At 53.9% G+C, this 18,494-nt stretch carries 9 protein-coding genes and 5 pseudogenes; 12 read left to right on the top strand and 2 right to left on the bottom strand.

Annotation, left to right across the window (positions count from 1 at the left end):
- Positions 1 to 56: 56 nt before the first annotated feature.
- The 11 genes and pseudogenes from HA45_RS07600 to npr all read left to right on the top strand — a co-directional run bounded on the left by HA45_RS07600 (position 57) and on the right by npr (position 8,056).
- Positions 57 to 1,040 (top strand): calcium/sodium antiporter, encoded by a 984-nt coding sequence (locus tag HA45_RS07600; RefSeq protein ID WP_100704408.1) that lies wholly within the window; start codon positions 57 to 59, stop codon positions 1,038 to 1,040.
- Positions 1,041 to 1,053: 13 nt separating this feature from the next.
- A complete protein-coding gene (gene kdsD / locus HA45_RS07595; protein ID WP_100704407.1) occupies positions 1,054 to 2,034 on the top strand; it encodes an arabinose-5-phosphate isomerase KdsD in 981 nt (326 codons plus the stop codon).
- A gap of 13 nt (positions 2,035 to 2,047) precedes the next feature.
- Positions 2,048 to 2,614 (top strand): 3-deoxy-manno-octulosonate-8-phosphatase KdsC, encoded by a 567-nt coding sequence (gene kdsC, locus HA45_RS07590; RefSeq protein WP_100704406.1) that lies wholly within the window; start codon positions 2,048 to 2,050, stop codon positions 2,612 to 2,614.
- The gene (gene lptC, locus HA45_RS07585; RefSeq protein ID WP_100704405.1) at positions 2,611 to 3,192 is read left to right on the top strand and encodes an LPS export ABC transporter periplasmic protein LptC; all 582 of its coding nucleotides are present in this window, start codon (positions 2,611 to 2,613) and stop codon (positions 3,190 to 3,192) included. The genes kdsC and lptC overlap by 4 nt, the downstream gene beginning before the upstream one ends.
- Positions 3,158 to 3,714, top strand: a pseudogene (lptA, locus tag HA45_RS07580) (lipopolysaccharide ABC transporter substrate-binding protein LptA). The gene lptC and the pseudogene lptA overlap by 35 nt, the downstream one beginning before the upstream one ends.
- 5 nt (positions 3,715 to 3,719) lie before the next feature.
- Positions 3,720 to 4,444, top strand: a pseudogene (gene lptB / locus HA45_RS07575) (LPS export ABC transporter ATP-binding protein).
- A gap of 48 nt (positions 4,445 to 4,492) precedes the next feature.
- Complete coding sequence (rpoN, locus tag HA45_RS07570) at positions 4,493 to 5,926, top strand: RNA polymerase factor sigma-54 (RefSeq protein WP_100704402.1); 1,434 nt, start codon at positions 4,493 to 4,495, stop codon at positions 5,924 to 5,926.
- A gap of 21 nt (positions 5,927 to 5,947) precedes the next feature.
- A complete protein-coding gene (gene hpf / locus HA45_RS07565; protein WP_034826627.1) occupies positions 5,948 to 6,235 on the top strand; it encodes a ribosome hibernation promoting factor in 288 nt (95 codons plus the stop codon).
- A gap of 162 nt (positions 6,236 to 6,397) precedes the next feature.
- A complete protein-coding gene (gene ptsN, locus HA45_RS07560; protein ID WP_176505766.1) occupies positions 6,398 to 6,880 on the top strand; it encodes a PTS IIA-like nitrogen regulatory protein PtsN in 483 nt (160 codons plus the stop codon).
- Between the two features lie 52 nt (positions 6,881 to 6,932).
- Positions 6,933 to 7,787, top strand: a complete 855-nt coding sequence (gene rapZ, locus HA45_RS07555; protein ID WP_097095118.1) for an RNase adapter RapZ — start codon at positions 6,933 to 6,935, stop codon at positions 7,785 to 7,787.
- Positions 7,784 to 8,056, top strand: a complete 273-nt coding sequence (npr, locus tag HA45_RS07550) for a PTS phosphocarrier protein NPr (protein WP_100704401.1) — start codon at positions 7,784 to 7,786, stop codon at positions 8,054 to 8,056. The genes rapZ and npr overlap by 4 nt, the downstream gene beginning before the upstream one ends.
- Positions 8,057 to 8,062: 6 nt before the next feature.
- Here the strand turns inward: npr and mtgA are convergent.
- A pseudogene (mtgA, locus tag HA45_RS07545) lies at positions 8,063 to 8,786 on the bottom strand (monofunctional biosynthetic peptidoglycan transglycosylase).
- A gap of 808 nt (positions 8,787 to 9,594) precedes the next feature.
- A pseudogene (gene arcB, locus HA45_RS07540) lies at positions 9,595 to 12,017 on the bottom strand (aerobic respiration two-component sensor histidine kinase ArcB).
- 886 nt (positions 12,018 to 12,903) lie between these two features.
- On the opposite strand from arcB, the pseudogene HA45_RS07535 reads away from it, so the two are divergent.
- A pseudogene (locus tag HA45_RS07535) lies at positions 12,904 to 18,433 on the top strand (glutamate synthase-related protein).
- Positions 18,434 to 18,494 lie beyond the last annotated feature (61 nt).

Genomic DNA, 18,494 nt, shown 5'->3' with positions numbered 1-18,494 from the left:
ATGTTTTTACCTGTCGGACAAGGTTTGCCGACACACCTATCCATCAAGGATTTTTCATGTTCGTAGCCACTGCCCTGCTGTTTATCGGATTGCTTCTTCTGGCTTACGGCGCTGACCGTCTGGTATTCAGTGCCGCGATCCTGTGTCGATCCTTTGGCATACCTCCGCTGATCATCGGCATGACAGTGGTGAGCATTGGCACCTCGTTACCGGAACTGATTGTCTCTTTCTCCGCGGCACAGCATGGGCAAATGGATTTAGCCGTGGGTACAGCGCTTGGCTCGAACATCACCAATATTCTGTTAATCCTTGGCGGCGCGGCGCTGCTGCACCCTTTAACGGTGCACTCTAATCTGATTCGACGCGAACTCCCCTTGATGCTGCTGGTCTCACTGCTGAGCGGCATCATGCTGTTTGATAATCATCTGAGTCGCCTGGACGGTGTCGCGCTGCTGCTGATTGCCGTGGGCTACCTGATCATCGCTATTCGCATTGCCCGCCGCGCCGAGCGTGATAACAACGACACGCTAACACGTGAGCAACTGGCCGAACTCCCGCGTGATGAAGCAGGTAATACTGTAGCGTTTCTCTGGCTGGCCGTGGCGCTGATCATTCTGCCGATGTCGACGCGCATGGTGATCGACAACGCTACGGTGTTCGCCGACTACTTCGGGGTCAGTGAACTGGTGATGGGCCTGACGCTGATCGCGGTAGGCACCAGCTTGCCAGAACTGGCGACCGTGGTGGCGGGCGCGCTGAAAGGCGAAGACGATATCGCCATCGGTAACCTGATTGGCGCTAATATCTTTAATCTGGCGATTGTGCTCGGCCTGCCTGCGCTGGTTCATCCTGGCAGCATTGATGCCCATGCCTTCGCGCGTGATTACTGGGTCATGCTTGGCGTAAGCGTACTGTTCGCCCTGCTCTGTCTGCTACGCAAACGCCGAATTGGCCGCGTGGCAGGTACGTTACTGTTAAGTGGATTTATCGTGTGGGTACTGTGGCTGTGGCTCAGCCCCACGCTTATCGCAAGCTATTAAGGACGGACTGACCATGTCACATCAGCAACCGGATTTTGATTATCAACAAGCAGGTAAAGCGGTATTGCGCATCGAACGCGAAGGCCTTGAGCAGCTCGATCAGTATATTAACGCCGACTTCAGCCGCGCCTGCGAGATGATCATTGCCTGCCGCGGTAAAGTGGTGGTGATGGGCATGGGCAAATCCGGCCACATTGGCGCGAAAATGGCGGCCACCTTTGCCAGTACCGGCACGTCGGCGTTTTTTGTCCATCCTGGCGAGGCCAGCCATGGCGATCTTGGCATGGTAACGCCTAATGATGTGGTGATCGCTATCTCCAACAGCGGTGAATCGAACGAGATTCTGGCGCTGATTCCGGTGCTGAAGCGGCAGAAAGTACCGTTAATTTGCCTCACCAGCCGCCCGGAGAGTGCCATGGGACGCGCTGCTGATGTGCATTTATGTGTGAAAGTGCCGCAGGAAGCCTGCCCGCTCGGTCTGGCCCCGACTTCCAGCACCACCGCGACGTTAGTGATGGGCGATGCGCTGGCCGTCGCCTTGCTGGAAGCGCGTGGCTTTACTCAGGAAGATTTTGCGTTGTCGCATCCCGGTGGCGCACTGGGCCGCAAGCTATTGCTGCACGTTAGCGATATTATGCACAGCGGTGATGAAATCCCTCACGTCAGCCGCGATGCATCACTGCGTGATGCGCTGCTGGAGATTACACGTAAGAATCTTGGCCTGACGGTGATTGTTGATGACCTGATGAAAATCGAAGGCATCTTCACCGATGGTGACCTGCGCCGCATTTTCGATATGGGCATTAATTTCCAGTCAGCCAGTATTCAGGATGTGATGACGCGTGGCGGAATCCGGGTGCGCCCCAATATGCTGGCAGTAGATGCGCTTAATCTGATGCAAAACAAAAACATCACTGCGGTGTTGGTCGCCGATGACGACCGTCTGCTCGGTGTGGTACACATGCATGACATGCTGCGCGCTGGCGTAGTTTGAACAGGAAAAAATAATGAGTGCGGACTCCACAATGGTTGAAACCTGTTACGGCCCGGTCAGTGCAGAAGTCATGGCGCGTGCGGCGCAGATTCGCCTGCTGATTTGTGATGTCGATGGCGTAATGTCTGATGGCGTGATTTTCATGGGCAACAGCGGTGAAGAGCTGAAAGCATTTAACGTGCGTGATGGCTACGGCATCCGCTGCCTGCTAACCTCCGACATTGAAGTGGCGATCATTACCGGGCGTAAAGCCAAACTGCTGGAAGATCGTTGCAAGACCCTTGGCATTACGCATCTTTACCAGGGACAATCAGATAAGCTTTTGGCGTGGCGTGAACTCCTGGATAAACTGTCGTTAACTGCCGAGCAGGTTGCCTATATTGGTGACGACCTGATCGACTGGCCAGTGATGGCGCAGGTGGGCTTGAGCGTGGCCGTCGCCGATGCGCATCCGGTATTACTGCCGCGTGCCCATTATGTGACGCGCATCGCCGGTGGACGCGGTGCGGTGCGTGAACTTTGCGATCTGATTTTAATCGCACAGAACAAATTTGAGGATGCCAAAGGGCAATCAGTATGAGTAAGAGCAGGCGTTGGATAACGCTGATTTTGGCCTTGATCGCCCTGGTGCTGATCGGCTGGAATCTCACCAACCAGGACGACAGCAAAACGCCGGTGGCCACCGATAGTCAGGAGCCAACCTATACCAGCGAAAAATCCCATTCGGTGGTGTACAACCCGACGGGCGCGCTGGCGTACAAACTGATCTCGGATAAAGTGACCTACTTTGCTGAGGACGAAGTCAGCTGGTTTGATAATCCGGTGGCGACCACTTATGACGAAAATAAAGTGCCCACCTGGACAATACGCGCCGACAAAGCAAAGTTGACCAAAGATCGTATGCTTTATCTGTATGGTCACGTCGAAGTGAACACGCTGACCCAGGATTCACAACTTGAGCGCATCATCACCGATAATGCTCAGGTTAACCTGATTACTCAGGATGTTAGCTCTGACGATCAGGTTACCCTATTTGGCCGCAGTTTTAATTCCACTGGCATGAAGATGCGCGGCAATTTACGAACCAAAAATGCCCAGCTGCTTGAAAAGGTCAAAACTTCCTATGAAATCCAACAAAATGAACAAAAACAGCCTTAAGTTGTTGCTGGTGAGCACCTTGCTGGCGACCAGCCTGCCTGCGCTGGCGTTAACCGGTGATTCAGACAAGCCGGTTAACATTGATTCAGTGAATCAAGCGCTGGATCTGCAGGGCAACGTCGCCACCTTTACCGGCAACGTGATCGTGACCCAGGGTTCAATCAAAATCACCGCCGACAAAGTCGTAGTGACACGTCCTGGTGGCGATAGCAAAAAACGATTGTGGATGCGTACGGCACGCCGGCCACCTTCTATCAGATGCAGGATAACGGTAAGCCCGTGCAAGGCCACGCCTCGAAACTGCATTATGAACTGGCGAACGATTTCGTTGAACTGACTGGCAATGCCTTCATCCAGCAGTTGGACAGCAATATCAAAGGCGATCGCATCACTTACCTGGTGAAAGAGCAGAAAATGCAGGCTTTCAGCCAGGGTGAGAGCAAGCGCGTCACCACCGTACTGGTGCCGTCGCAGTTGCAGGACAAAAACGGCTCGTCCACGAGCCCTAAGAAGAGTAACTGATAGCTATGGCCACATTAGTCGCTGAAAACCTGGCGAAAGCCTACAAAGGCCGCCGCGTGGTGGAAGATGTTAGCCTGCAGGTAAAATCTGGCGAGATTGTCGGCCTGCTTGGCCCGAACGGCGCTGGCAAAACCACCACGTTTTACATGGTGGTGGGTATTGTGCCGCGCGATGCCGGTCGCATTGTGATTGATGACGAAGACATCAGTATTCTGCCTCTGCATGCTCGTGCACGTCGTGGTATTGGCTATTTGCCACAGGAAGCCTCGATTTTCCGTCGCCTGAGCGTGTTCGACAATTTGATGGCGGTGTTGCAAATCCGCGATGATTTGACCGAAGAGCAGCGTCAGGATCGTGCCAACGAGCTGATGGAAGAGTTCCACATCGAGCACCTGCGCGACAGCATGGGCCAGGCGCTTTCCGGTGGTGAACGCCGTCGTGTGGAGATTGCCCGTGCGCTGGCGGCTAATCCGAAATTTATCCTGCTGGATGAACCCTTTGCCGGTGTTGACCCTATCTCAGTCATCGACATCAAAAAATCATCGAACACCTGCGTGATAGCGGCCTCGGCGTGCTGATCACCGACCACAACGTGCGTGAAACCCTCGCCGTGTGCGAACGTGCTTACATCGTGAGCCAGGGTCACCTTATCGCGCATGGTACGCCCGAGGAAATTCTTGCAGATGAGCAGGTTAAGCGGGTTTATTTGGGCGAAGAGTTCAGACTCTGATAAGGTGTCGTCATACACGACATTTGCTTAGGAAATTCAAGCAGAATTATGAAGCAAGGTTTGCAACTCAGGTTCAGCCAACAGTTGGCGATGACTCCACAGTTGCAGCAGGCCATCCGTCTGCTGCAACTCTCTACGCTTGAACTTCAGCAAGAACTGCAACTGGCGCTGGAAAGCAATCCGCTGCTTGAACAAACCGATGTGCATGAAGAAGTCGAGGCACGTGAGTTTCAGGAAAAAGACTCGTTAGACACACGTGAAGCATTAGAACAGAAAGAGATGCCAGAGGAGTTGCCCCTTGACGCCACCTGGGATGAAATCTACACCGCTGGTACCCCTTCAGGCACCGGCAACGATTATCAGGACGATGAACTGCCGGTCTATCAGGGCGAAACCACGCAGTCACTGCAGGATTACCTGATGTGGCAAGTAGAACTGACGCCTTTCACCGATACTGACCGTGCGATCGCCACCTCCATTGTCGATGCCATCGACGACACCGGTTATCTGACGGTATCTGTCCAGGATATTTGCGACAGTATTGGTGATGATGAACTGACGCTGGAAGAGGTTGAAGCGGTACTGAAGCGCGTTCAGCGCTTTGATCCGGTCGGCGTCGGCGCACGAGACTTACGTGACTGCCTGCTGGTACAACTTTCCCAATATGCCGCCGATGCGCCGATGCTGTCAGAAGCACGCCTGATCGTCAGTGAACATCTCGATCTGCTGGCCAATCACGATTTCCGTAGCCTGATGCGTGTCACACGCCTCAAGGAAGACGTCCTGAAAGAAGCGATGCTGCTGATTCAGTCTCTTGACCCACGTCCGGGCCAATCCATCAATACCAGTGAACCTGAGTATGTGATTCCCGATGTGCTGGTGCGTAAAATCAGCACGCGCTGGATGGTTGAACTGAACTCTGACAGCCTGCCACGCCTGAAGATCAACCAGCATTACGCATCGATGGGTGGATCAACGCGAAACGACACCGACAATCAGTTTATCCGCAGTAATTTGCAGGAAGCCAAATGGCTGATTAAAAGTCTCGAGAGTCGTAATGACACGCTGCTCAAAGTGACGCGTTGCATTGTCGAACAGCAGCAGGCGTTCTTCGAACAAGGCGAGGAGTACATGCGCCCTATGGTATTGGCGGATATCGCCCAGGCCGTGGACATGCACGAATCCACCATTTCTCGCGTGACCACGCAAAAGTATCTTCATAGTCCGCGTGGCATCTTTGAATTAAAGTATTTTTTCTCCAGTCATGTGAATACCGAAGGCGGTGGCGAAGCCTCTTCCACGGCAATCCGCGCACTGGTGAAAAAATTGATCTCCGCGGAAAATCCCGCAAAACCCTTGAGCGACAGCAAACTCACCACCATGTTATCCGATCAGGGCATCATGGTGGCGCGACGTACCGTTGCTAAATATCGCGAGTCTTTGTCTATACCGCCATCAAATCAGCGCAAACAGTTGGTTTGACCGAACGAAGAAGGAAGACCTATGCAGCTAAACCTTACCGGACTTAATGTTGAAATCACTGAACCGCTGCGCGAATTTGTAAATAGCAAATTTGCCAAACTGGAACACTATTTTGATCGTATCAATCAGGTTTATATTGTTCTGAAAGTGGAGAAGGTGACGCAGATTGCTGAAGCAACACTGCACGTCAACGGCGGGGAGCTGCACGCCACAGGGGAAGCGGAAGACATGTACGCGGCCATCGACGGGTTAATCGACAAGCTTTCCCGTCAGCTGACTAAACACAAAGACAAACTGAAAAAACACTAACCTTCATGCTTGCAGAGTGCTGACCGATTCGGCACTCAGAGCGCAAATGGGGCGGGTTAACCGCCCCGTTTTGTCATCTGCGCAAGCGCCAACAGGGGACTCGCCATTGGGGTATGAATGGCGTTAACCTTGCGGCTATGTGAACTCGCAAGTGAAACGATGATGAACAACGATCTGACACTGGAATTGAGCTCGGTCCTCTCACTGGACTGTACCCGTAGCGGCGTACACTGCCAGAGCAAAAAACGCGCGCTGGAAATTATCAGCGAGCTGGCAGCCAAGCAGCTCAATCTGCCGCACCAGACGCTTTTTGAAGCCATTCTGACCCGTGAACGCATGGGCAGTACCGGCATTGGCAACGGTATCGCCATTCCTCATGGCAAGCTGGAGGAGGATACGCTGCGCGCCGTTGGCGTGTTTATCAGCCTCGATCAGCCGATTGCCTTTGATGCTGTGGACAACCAGCCGGTTGACCTGCTGTTTGCGCTGCTGGTGCCTGCAGACCAGTGCAAAACCCATTTGCATACGCTGTCGCTGGTCGCTAAACGCCTGGCGGATAAAACCGTCTGCCGCCGTTTGCGTGCGGCACAGAGTGATGAAGAGCTCTATGCCATTATCACAGAAGCTCAGGAAGAACACTCTTAAGCGACAGACACATTTACCGGCGTGTTCGCCGGTTTAAAACGGGAGAAATGTGATGGTGCTGATGATCGTTAGCGGTCGGTCAGGCTCAGGAAAATCAGTCGCGCTGCGGGCCCTGGAAGACATGGGCTTTTACTGTGTCGATAACCTGCCGGTCGTGTTGTTACCGGAGCTGGCAAACACCTTAACGGAACGCAACATCTCGGCGGCCGTCAGCATTGACGTGCGTAATATGCCTGAATCGCCGGAGGTGTTTGAGGCCGCGCTGAATAATCTGCCGGATTCGTTTTCGCCGCAGCTGCTGTTCCTGGATGCCGATCGCAACACCCTGATCCGCCGTTACAGCGACACGCGCCGCCTGCATCCGCTCTCCAGTAAGAATTTATCGCTGGAAAGTGCCATCGATGAAGAAAACGATCTGCTGGAGCCATTACGCTCACGTGCTGATTTGATCATCGATACCTCCGAGATGTCGGTGCATGAACTGGCAGAAATGCTGCGTACACGTTTGCTGGGTAAGCGCGAACGTGAGTTGACCATGGTGTTTGAATCCTTTGGTTTTAAACACGGTATTCCTATCGATGCCGACTACGTGTTTGATGTGCGCTTCCTGCCAAACCCACACTGGGATCCCAAGCTGCGCCCGATGACCGGTCTCGACCGTCCGGTAGCCGCATTTCTTGACCGCCATACCGAAGTGCACAACTTTATCTACCAGACGCGCAGCTATCTGGAGTTGTGGCTGCCCATGCTGGAAACCAACAACCGCAGCTACCTGACCGTCGCGATTGGTTGTACCGGCGGTAAACATCGCTCGGTCTACATCGCCGAACAGCTGGCGGATTATTTCCGTTCACGCGGTAAAAACGTGCAATCGCGCCATCGCACCCTGGAAAAACGCAAATCATGACCGTGAAGCAAACCGTTGAGATTCGTAATAAGCTGGGCATGCATGCGCGTCCGGCGATGAAGCTGTTCGAGTTGGTGCAGAGTTTTGATGCCGAAGTGCTGCTGCGTAACGAGGCGGGCACGGAAGCCGAAGCCAGTAGCGTGATTGCCCTGCTGATGCTCGATTCCGCCAAAGGCGGTCATATTGAGATTGAAGCCAACGGTCCGCAGGAAGTGCAGGCGCTGGCTGCTGTCATCGAACTGTTTGAAGCTGGCTTCGACGAAGATTAAACCCGGTTAATGCAGCTTGTAACGCGCGAGATAACCCTCGCCGCCTAGCTGGCGCATTTGGCGCAGGATCCACTGCTGGCGCATCCGTACGTAGCCCGATGGCGCATCCGCGCGAAAGCGAATCGGATTCGGTAAGACGGCCGCCAGCAACGCTGCTTCGGACATGCTTAAACGACTGGCCGGTTTGTGAAAATAGCGTTGCGAGGCCTCTTCCACCCCGAATACGCCATTGCCAAACTCCGCAATGTTCAGGTACACCGTCAGGATTCGACGTTTGGTCCATACGGTTTCAATACCGACCGTCAGCCCCGCTTCAAACCCTTTGCGCACCCAGCTACGGCCATCCCATAAGAACAGGTTTTTTGCCGTTTGCTGCGACAGCGTTGAGGCACCGCGCATCCGTTCAGATCCATCGTTATCTAATACCTGCTGGATGGCATCCATATCGAAACCCCAATGCTCCGGGAATTTCTGATCTTCGGAGGCGATCACCGCCAGTGCCATCCACGGCGAAATCTCATCCATGCTCACCCAATCGGAATGCGCCACATAGGCGAAACGGCCGCTCAGCCACGCCCCCCAACTGGCGCTCAACCATTACCGCTGAAAACGGTACCGGTAAAAAGGCAAAGATCACGATCCCGGCCAGCCAGATTCCCAGCCAGGCGACCAGAACTTTAGCAATCAGCACTTTAATGCGTTGCCCCAGTTTCCCTTTACTCTTACTCATACAATTTTCTCTTACCTGTTTCCCGGATTAATCAATCACTCGGGTCACGATTTCAAATAGCGGCGATCCTAGCCAAAACTTTATCGCTCAGCGCGTGACAGTTAGAGGTAAAGTTATTACCTGCGCAATCATCGTTCCTCTATTAGAGCCAATCACATCAAGCACTTCCATCTCTTAGGAATCGGTTCCATGGTGAAAAACCCAGCAATTTGCTTACCATCGAATACTTAACTCAATGTGATGTAGGTCACGTTTAAACTTTCACAATACTTAACAATAAACTTTCAAAGCATTTGAATATGCTCAATGATAAGCGAGACCATTCCGAAAATTGCCGCTAAAACCGCCTCCATATCACCTTGATTAACCCTGCTACCGGTAAAGGAATTAACCTTCCGTTTGGTTTACATTAAGCCACGAAACCTGAAACTGGAACTTTCTGCAGAGGGTTTCCAAAACGTTTTGGATAACCCATCGGTCCAACCTTAATTATCAAGTTATATCAGCACGTTAAGCTTACTTAACTCCGATTTTTCGGCCGATTAAGAATTTCAGTGCTGCTGTCAGGCTTTTCCTGCTCTCGGCTGAAGGAAATTCAGGCAAAAAGCAGAACATTTGGTCAAAAATAGTGCAATACGGCAAAGAAATTAATTCCTTACTTGACTGTGTCAGCAAATTAATGTTTTCTGTATTTAATCGCTGCTCAACATCACACAATTTAATGAATCTTGTCACAAGCGTTGGCGAATTTGTTAAGGTGATTTCGAAGCGTTAACCAATACCATACTGTTGCTGATTCATTCGACTTCTAACGATAGCAGCAGTACCCATTTCCCTGGTGTTGGCGCAGTATTCGCGCACCCCAGTTTCGACTGGGGTCATTTTTTCTGGCGTCCAAAGATTTTTCCCGCTCGATAACCCATTCGCGTAACACGTTAACGTCATGCTGCCACTCATGTTTTAATTCGTCGATCCACTCCTGCACGTTATCCCACCATGCCGGCAGTTCCGGTGACTGAATCTGTTTTGCCAGCTTCTGCAGATGCAGCAACCCGACCGATCCCGCTGCACCTTTGATTTTATGCCCTTCTTCAGCGATACCTTTTTGATCGCGCGCCATCATGTTGGAATCCAGCACATCGAGATAGCCCGGCATCATCTGCTCAAACATCGTCAGGCTTTGTGTAATCAAACCTGGGCCCACCAATTCGATATACTGCTCCAGCATCTCGACATCGAGCAGCATGCGCGAGTGTTCGTCTGAGGACGCCTGAACTTCTTCTTCCGGTTCGCCCTGATAATCCCAGAACTTTTTGATCATCGCCGTAAGGGCCGGCACCGCCAGCGGTTTGCTCAGCACATCATCCATGCCCGCATCGAGATACTCTTTTTGTCCTTCAATACGTTGGCGGTCAGCGCCACCAGCGGCGGCAGCATTACGCCGGCATGGCGCTGATGAATGGCACGCGACACATCCAGGCCGGTCATATCTGGCAACTGGATATCCAGTAGCACCAGATCGAATTCCTGCGGATCGAACATCGCCAGCGCTTCAGTGCCTGTCATCGCCACTTCCACACTGCAGCCGAGCTTCTCCAGTACCGAACTGGCAACAATAACGTTCAACTCAATATCTTCAACCAGCAACACGTGTAACGCCGGAAGAGGCATATTGTCATCAAGATCTTCGTCTTCAACCTCATCGGCCACGCGAGGGGCTTTGATCTCTACCGCAAAGCATGAACCCTGCCCCGGCGCGCTGCTGACGCTGATATCACCGCCCATCGCCTGCGCCAGACGGCGAGAAACCGCCAGTCCAATGCCGGTACCGGTCGCCGGTTTGCCGCCGTGCTGATCTTTCACCTGATAATACATGGCAAAAATCTTGTCCTGCTCTTCCTGCGGGATGCCCATACCGGAGTCCTGTACTTCGAAGTGCAGCGTTTCGTCCTGTCGATAGGCCACGCGCACCACGATTTCGCCCTGTTGGGTGAATTTCACCGCATTGCCGATCAGGTTCCACAGGATCTGGCGCAGGCGCGTGCCATCGGCTGAAATCTTGTGGGGCAGCGGCAGCTCGGGCGCCATCACAAACTTAAGGCCCTTGGGTTGCGCCAGCAGGCCTGAGAGGTTCTCAAGGTCCGCCAGGAAGCCGGTGAAATCGAGCGGCTGATTATCCAGCTGCACTTTGCGACGCTCGATTTTGTCCACTTCAATCACGTCGTTAAAGATGTTGCCAAGGGTGATGGCCGAGACATGGATGGTTTTCAGGTACTTGACCTGTTCCTGATTGAGATCGGTATCCAGCAGAATGCGGCTCAACCCGACAATGCCATTCAGCGGCGTACGCAGCTCGTGGCTGATCGTAGATATAAAGGTGGTCTTCTCACGGCTGGCATTCTCCAGCGCGTCCTGATAACGCTTACGCTCGGTAATATCGCGGCCAAAGCCCATCAGGCCACTGCGTTTACCGACGCGGTCGTAGTAAGGCACTTTACGGATTTCGAAACAGGCTTTGCGCCCGTCGGGATATTGCAGCCACTGTTCGTAAGTCAGGGAGACGTTATGACGGAATACCTTCTCGTCGGTTTCCAGTACTTTGGTGGCCGCATCTTCATCGTAGATGTCGCGCGGCGTCAGTCCAATCAGCTGTTTCTCGCTCATGCCGGTCAGTAACTCCATCGCGCGGTTACAGCCCGAGAACTGCTTATCGATGTTGCGATAGAACACCAAATCCGGTGAGGCATCGAGGAAGGAACGTAAGAAGGAAGACTGCTGCTCCAGCTCGATCTGCGCCTGCTCGCGACGCGCCATCTCTTCGCGCAGCTTATCCATCACCTGTTCGCGCGCCTGCTCGGCCTTTATACGGTCGTTAATTTCCTGATTAAGCTGGGCGATGGTCTCTTTCATCTGCTGATTAAGCTCGAGATCGCGCGTACGCATCTCCTCCAGCTTATCGACCAGCTTCGTCAGGCGCTGGCGTGACTCTTCCAGCTGATCGACGACCACCGAGAGAAAATAGACCGCCCAGGGCGTGATCAACAGGCCAAAGAACACCGATCGCACCACGTCGATGCTTTCAACATGGCCACGCAGTACCATGGTGACCGCCATCTGCACCACCATCGCCAGCACCACCAAGGCTGAGGCTAACAGTAGCGAGAAACGCACCAGCCCCAGCTTGACCATCAAATCAACGTAGTACTGCGCTAAAAGACGAATTTGTTTCATCACGAGCTCCCTGAACGAAATCTGGCTCATGATAGCGTAATTATCGCGGCACTGCGCCGCCTCACCTGTTCATATCGCGCTGCGTTTGCCTCATTATGGTGCACCACAGGGTGATTTCGCCGATGTTCGCATCGTTATGCGCAAACTGCTTGACTAATTCTGCCAACTGAATAATCTGGAGGGCCGCGCTTTTGCGACACTTTCATGACATCCCGTGCTATTCAGCATCCCGGCAGCCATTTCACCTGATGGTTGCGCCTCGTTATTGCATATTCATTCAACTTTAGCGCTGTTTTAATCACACTCTTCCTGATTAATTTTACTAATGACAGACCGTTTTTGATTCAAATATGACGCCATAAGAAAAACAGATACATCCTGTGCATGAAACCGCGCTAACAGAATTTTATGCTGATGACGTACGGTTATTCAGCATTGTTTGGATATCTGAGGCGTACCTCACAGTGAGACGGCTCACACTTCATAGGGGAATCAGAATCGTCAGATTGACAGTTATTTACGTAATAAATTGTTCATAATCATAAAGTTAATTGTCAAAATAGCCTATTAACCGCAACAAAGCTGGCTATTTGACCTGAGTTCGCTTTCCCGATAAGTTGGAATTCCGCTGGATGCTTTCCAGTCGGGACTGTGTCTCGGCATATCTATGCAGCAAGAAACACCCTCTGGATGCAAGTTATCTCCCGTAAGAGACCGGAAGTTAAGAGCAGCTCATCAAGGACGAGACCATACTCTCTTGAGAGCCTTTGCTCGGTATTGCGACGTCCGCGTTTAAGCGGCGAAAACGAATTTGATACAGCACGCAGCAGTGCTCTGTGCTTGAAATAATGCAGGTAATGTCAAAAGCAGTTTAAGGAGACCCTCAATGTCCACTCAAAAACCTCATCCATATGGTTTGTATGATCCCTCAGCCGGTAGTGATAGCTGTGGTGTTGGGTTTATTACCCGTAAGGACGGCGAGCAGACCCATGAGATCCTGCAGATGGCGCATAGCGCACTGTGCACGGTGCCCCACCGTGGCGGCATGTCTGCTGAGGGCGTGGGCGATGGCGCAGGTGTCAACGTCGACCTTTCTTTAAACTTCTTCCGTAAAGTCACTGGCCAACCGCTGGAAGCCGGTCGCTTTGGCGTGGGTAACTTCTTTGTGCCGAAAGATGCCGAACTGCGTGCGAACGCTGAGCGTCTGGTCGAAGAAACCCTCGCAGCCCATAACTTCCCCGTGCTGATGAAGCGCGACATGCCGCTGGACGGCAGCGTAACGCGTCCAGCCGCCCTGCAATTCCAGCTGCCGATTGTGCAGTGGATCTTTGCGGCACCGCAGGAAGTGACAGAACAACTCGAATTCGAGCGCCACATCTATCGTGCGCTGCTCGACATCGAAGCACGTGCCTTTACTGAAAGTGAATTTGGCGGTCTCTATCCGCTGTCGCTCTCTTCGCGCACGCAGGTGTTTAAAGCCCGCCTGAACTCCAATGAAGTGATTCCTTACTTCAAAGATTTGACCGATGCCGATCATCAGGTGCGCGGGCTGTTCTTCCATACCCGCTTCTCGACCAACACCGATCCGCACACCACTATGGCGCAACCGTTCCGCCTGATGGCGCACAACGGTGAGCTGAACACCGATCGTAAAAACCGCATTGCAGAAGCGGCATTGATGCTGGCGCGCGGCAAGAAAATCGTGCGTCCAAAAGGTCAGTCCGACAGTTCACGTCTTGACCAGAGCATTCACAGCCGTTTGATGGAAGATAATCTCGACCTGATCAACGCCGTGGTGTCGATGATGCCGCCCGCGTGGGAAAACGACACCTCGCTGTCTAATGAAGTGCGCGCGATGCTGGAGTACTTCTCACTTTATGAAGAGAAGAACGATGGCCCGGCAGCGTTGATCTTCGGTAACGGCGAAGTGATCGGGGCGCGCCTTGACCGCCTCGGCCTGCGTCCGCTGCGTTCGGTTGAAACCGCTGAATACATCGGTGCGATGTCTGAAGCCGGCCAGATCGCCTTCCCACCGGAAAGCGTACTGCGTCGCGGCCGTATCGAAGCGGGCGGCATGCTCTATTACGATCACCAGGAAAACGCTCTTACACCACGGTGGAAGCGCTGGAAAACTGGCGGCAGAGAAAGATTACCTTTCACTGCTGAGTGCGGCACGCGTTGACCTGCACGATCTGCCAGAGATTCAGGCGGAACAGCTCGGCTCACCGCTGCGTTATCGTGGTGACCTGCAAACCTATCAACGTTTTGTGGCGTACTACTATAACCAGGAAAGCTTCAAATTCATGATGGACCCGATGCTGCAAACCGGCGCTGAGAAGATCTCGGCAATGGGTTACGGCAACGCCATCAATGGCCTGTCCGACCACGAAGGCGGCATGGCGCACTACTTCTCACAGCGTTTTGCTCAGGTCACCAACCCGCCACTGGACTCCATCCGTGAAGCGGACGGCATGACGCTGCGCGTGGCGCTGGGTGCCAAACCGCATCTCGGCCGCAGCAAAGGTCAGCAGGTTATCGTGCCTACGCCGATCCTGACTCACCTCGATATGCTGCGTCTGCGCGAGCAAACCGTCGCGCCTTATGCGCGCTTTGAAATGCTGTATGAGCCAGTCGTCGGCAAAGATATCGTTAGCCGTGCGGCCAACGCCAACGCGCTGGAAAACGCCATTGATAACCTGGCACAGCAGGTCGTAGATTTCGCTCGCCAGCAAGGCGGCATTGCGGTGATCACCGACCGTCACATTTCATCGACGCACGCGGCGATTCCAATGCTGCTGATGGTCTCTGCGATTAACCAGCGTCTGGTGCAGGAAGGTCTGCGTCTGGATGTCTCGCTGGTAGTAGAAAGCGGTCAGAGCATCTCTTCGCACCACATCGCGGCCACGTTAGGCTTTGGTGCGTCAGCGGTTTATCCGTTGGGCGTACAGATGCGTGCGGAAGAGAAATTTGGCGAAGGCGAAGAAGGCAACAAAGCCTTTAAGCGCTATGCCAAAGCCGCAGAAAAAGCCTTGATGAAAACCATGGGTAAAGTGGGTCTCTGTACCGTAGAGAGCTACAGCTGTGGTGAGTTCTTTGAACCTAACTTCCTGAATACCGACGATCCGGTATTGAAGAAGTATTTCCCGAATATCAAAACCCCAGTGGGCGGCGCGGGCTTCCCGGCTATCGCTCAGATGGCGGCTGACTGGCACCAAAGCTCGCTGAAAATTCAGGGCGAGGCAGAAGTGCCACTGCTCGGTTTGTTTAAAGAGCGTGCGGAAGGTGCAGGCCACTCATACGGCACCATTGCCGTACGTACCTTTATTGATATGACGGAACAGCCGATTCGCTTCGCCGATAAAGCGCGTGAAGAAGATAACTTCATCCGTCTGATGACGCTGGCCAAACTGGACAACGCGTTCAACATCAAAGCTGACGCCTTTAAAGACAGCAGCTTCGAACGCATCCCGAACGAGGTGATTGATTCACTGGCGATCACGCCGGATTACCGTCAGTTTTCCAGCCTGATGCACGCCGAACGTAAACGTCGTCCAGCGGCACTGCGTGACATCCTTGCGCTGCCGTGTGATTTGACCCACGTAGACAGCGAAGCGGAGTTCGGTCGCAAACTGGGTCGTTATTCACTGGTGAACAACGGTTTCGCCACGCGCGGGCTGAAGTGTGAAGCCGTGCAAGGCAGCCTGAACCAGTTCGAACTGCGCCTGATTGATTCCATCGCGGGCCTGAAGCCAGAAAATGAACGTCTGGAAGCGCTGGCTCGTGCACTGAAAACGCGCTTCAGCGACGATATCGAAAGCAGCAGCGTAGCCGACGGTGTATTGCATATCACCGCTTACGGTAAAGCGGCAGACTATCTGTCACTGATCTTTACCGCGCTGCCTTCGCTGCCGCTGGCAGAGATTCAACCGGCACACGAAATCACCCGCACTTTCGCCTCAGGTGCGATGAGCCACGGTGCGTTGGTGGCACCTGCGCATGAAGCCGTCGCGCACGGCACCAACATGGTCGGCGGCATGAGTAACTGTGGTGAAGGTGGCGAGCACTATTCGCGTCACGGCACCATTCGCGCGTCACGCATCAAGCAGTTGGCATCCGGCCGTTTCGGCGTGTGGGCGGCGTATTTGGCCGATCCGATGCTGGAAGAGCTGGAGATCAAAATCGGTCAGGGCGCGAAGCCGGGTGAAGGCGGACAGCTGCCTGCACCGAAAGTGACCGTGGAGATCGCCGCAGCGCGTGGCGGTACGCCGGGCGTTGAGCTGGTATCACCGCCGCCGCACCATGACACCTATTCCATCGAGGATTTGGCACAGCTGATCCACGACTGTAAAGCAGCGCGCGTGCGCGTTATCGTGAAACTGGTGTCTTCTGAAGGCATCGGCACCATCGCGGTGGGCGTGGCAAAAGCTGGCGCCGACGTGATTAACGTGGCTGGTAATACCGGTGGTACCGGTGCGGCCTCGGTCACCAGCCTGAAATACACCGGACGCGTTGCTGAAATCGGTATCGCGGAAGTGCATCAGGCGCTGTGTGCTAATGGCCTGCGTGACAAAGTGCAGCTGCGTTGCTCCGGCGCACAACAAACCGGTAGCGATGTGATCAAATCTGCCCTGCTCGGCGGCGACAGCTTCGAGTTCGGCACCACCGCGCTGATGATGTTGAAATGCGTGATGGCGAAAAACTGTAACGTCAAATGCCCGGCCGGTTTAACCACCAACGCCGAAGCCTTTGATGGCGATCCGCGTCAGCTGGCGCAGTACTTCGTCAACGTGGCGCAGGAAGTGCGTGAGTTCCTCGCACGCCTCGGCTTGCGTTCACTGCGCGAAGCGCGTGGTCGTTCTGACCTGCTGCACCTGATGGATCACCCGCTGGAAGTGGGCAAACTGGATCTGCGTGCCATGTTGACCGTGGTGCCAGAGCAGAAAATCGCGAAGCCAGTCTATCTGGAGAAAGATTTTGAGCTGGATGATGGCTGGGTTGAAGAGCTGAAAAGTCAGCTGATCGGCCAGGCGAGCCGCGATATCGCGCTCGGCGCGGGCATCACCCTGAACAACCGTAACAAGAGTGTTGGCGGCCAGTTGGCTATCGACATCGAGCGCATGCTGAATCATGAGCTGTCTGCTGAACAACGTGCTGCACTGCCAGCGGTGTTCAAAGACGATCGCGGCCGTCATTACCTGGCACCGCGCACCGTGAACATCCACACCAGCGGTTCTGCTGGCCAGTCATTTGGCGCATTCTGCAACGATGGTATGCAGATGAAGCACTACGGCACCTGTAATGATGGCGTCGGTAAAGGCCAATGCGGTGGCGATCTGGTAGTGATGTCTCCAGGCGGCGGCGCGCAAGACAGCGATGGCAACGTGCTGATTGGTAACTTCGCGCTGTTCGGCGCAACCGGTGGCCGCTTGTTCGTACAAGGCCAGGCGGGCGACCGTTTTGCCGTACGTAACTCCGGCGCTACCGCAGTCGTTGAAGGCGTCGGTGATTTCTGCTGCGAATACATGACCAACGGTGCGATTCTGAACCTCGGCACGTTTGGTAAAGGCTTCGGCAATGGCATGAGCGGCGGTTTTGCTTACCAGTACGATCCGTATGGTGCGCTGGCAGCCCACGCGGCGGGTGACTCCGTGCTGTTCGGCTCAATCGCCGATGAAGATGAACTGGCGCAGGTTCACAAGCAAGCGGTGCTGACCATGCTGAACTGGCATCTGGACGCCACGCAATCTCCGCGCGCAGCCTGGCTGCTGGAGAATTGGGAAACCGAGTGCCATCACTTTGTCTATGTGATGCCGCGTTCGCTGCTGCTGTATCAAGACGGCGGCGAGATCCTGAAAGCGAAATCGCGCAAGGATCTGCTGGAAGAGCTGTCAACGTCACTGGCCGCGCATCAGGTTGCTAAGTTCAAAGCGGCCTGGCGCACTGGCAAGACGATTGCGGATGGCGCAGTGCCGGCTTACGGAGCCACCGATACGCTGGAAATGTTCGTGCTGCTGAACAACTACACCGTGTTGAGCTTCGCGCAGCAACTGGCACTGGGCAAATTGCCGAAAGGCACGCCAGTAGAAGATGCTGCGGTGGAAAAAGCCGTACGCAATCTGCTGATGACCGAAGATTTCGCGTTGGTGAGCAAACTGCAACGTCATGCGCGCTCGGCGATTGAGAGCTACAGCGATGACGAACTGGCTAGCTTGATTGCCGCCAAACGTATGTCGGATTACAAAGCCGCGCTGACGCAGCGCAACATCCGTTCCATGGACAGCCTGGCAACCTATGGCTGGATCATTTATCAGGACGCCCGCAACCGTGAGGTGCTTGGCCATCTGCCTGATTTCGAGGAACTGTTTGCACGCGCTGCGCTGCCAGAAATCGCCGCTGCGGTCGGGAAACTTTCCTGATAGCAGCACTACTGAATGTGTGTATATTGACTGAACATCACGAAACGGGTTTGAGTACAGA

Source organism: Pantoea rodasii (assembly GCF_002095465.1).
GTDB classification, from domain to species: Bacteria; Pseudomonadota; Gammaproteobacteria; order Enterobacterales; family Enterobacteriaceae; genus Pantoea; species Pantoea rodasii.
Note: the sequence above shows the minus strand (reverse complement) of the source record. Positions and strands in the feature narration are given on the sequence as shown.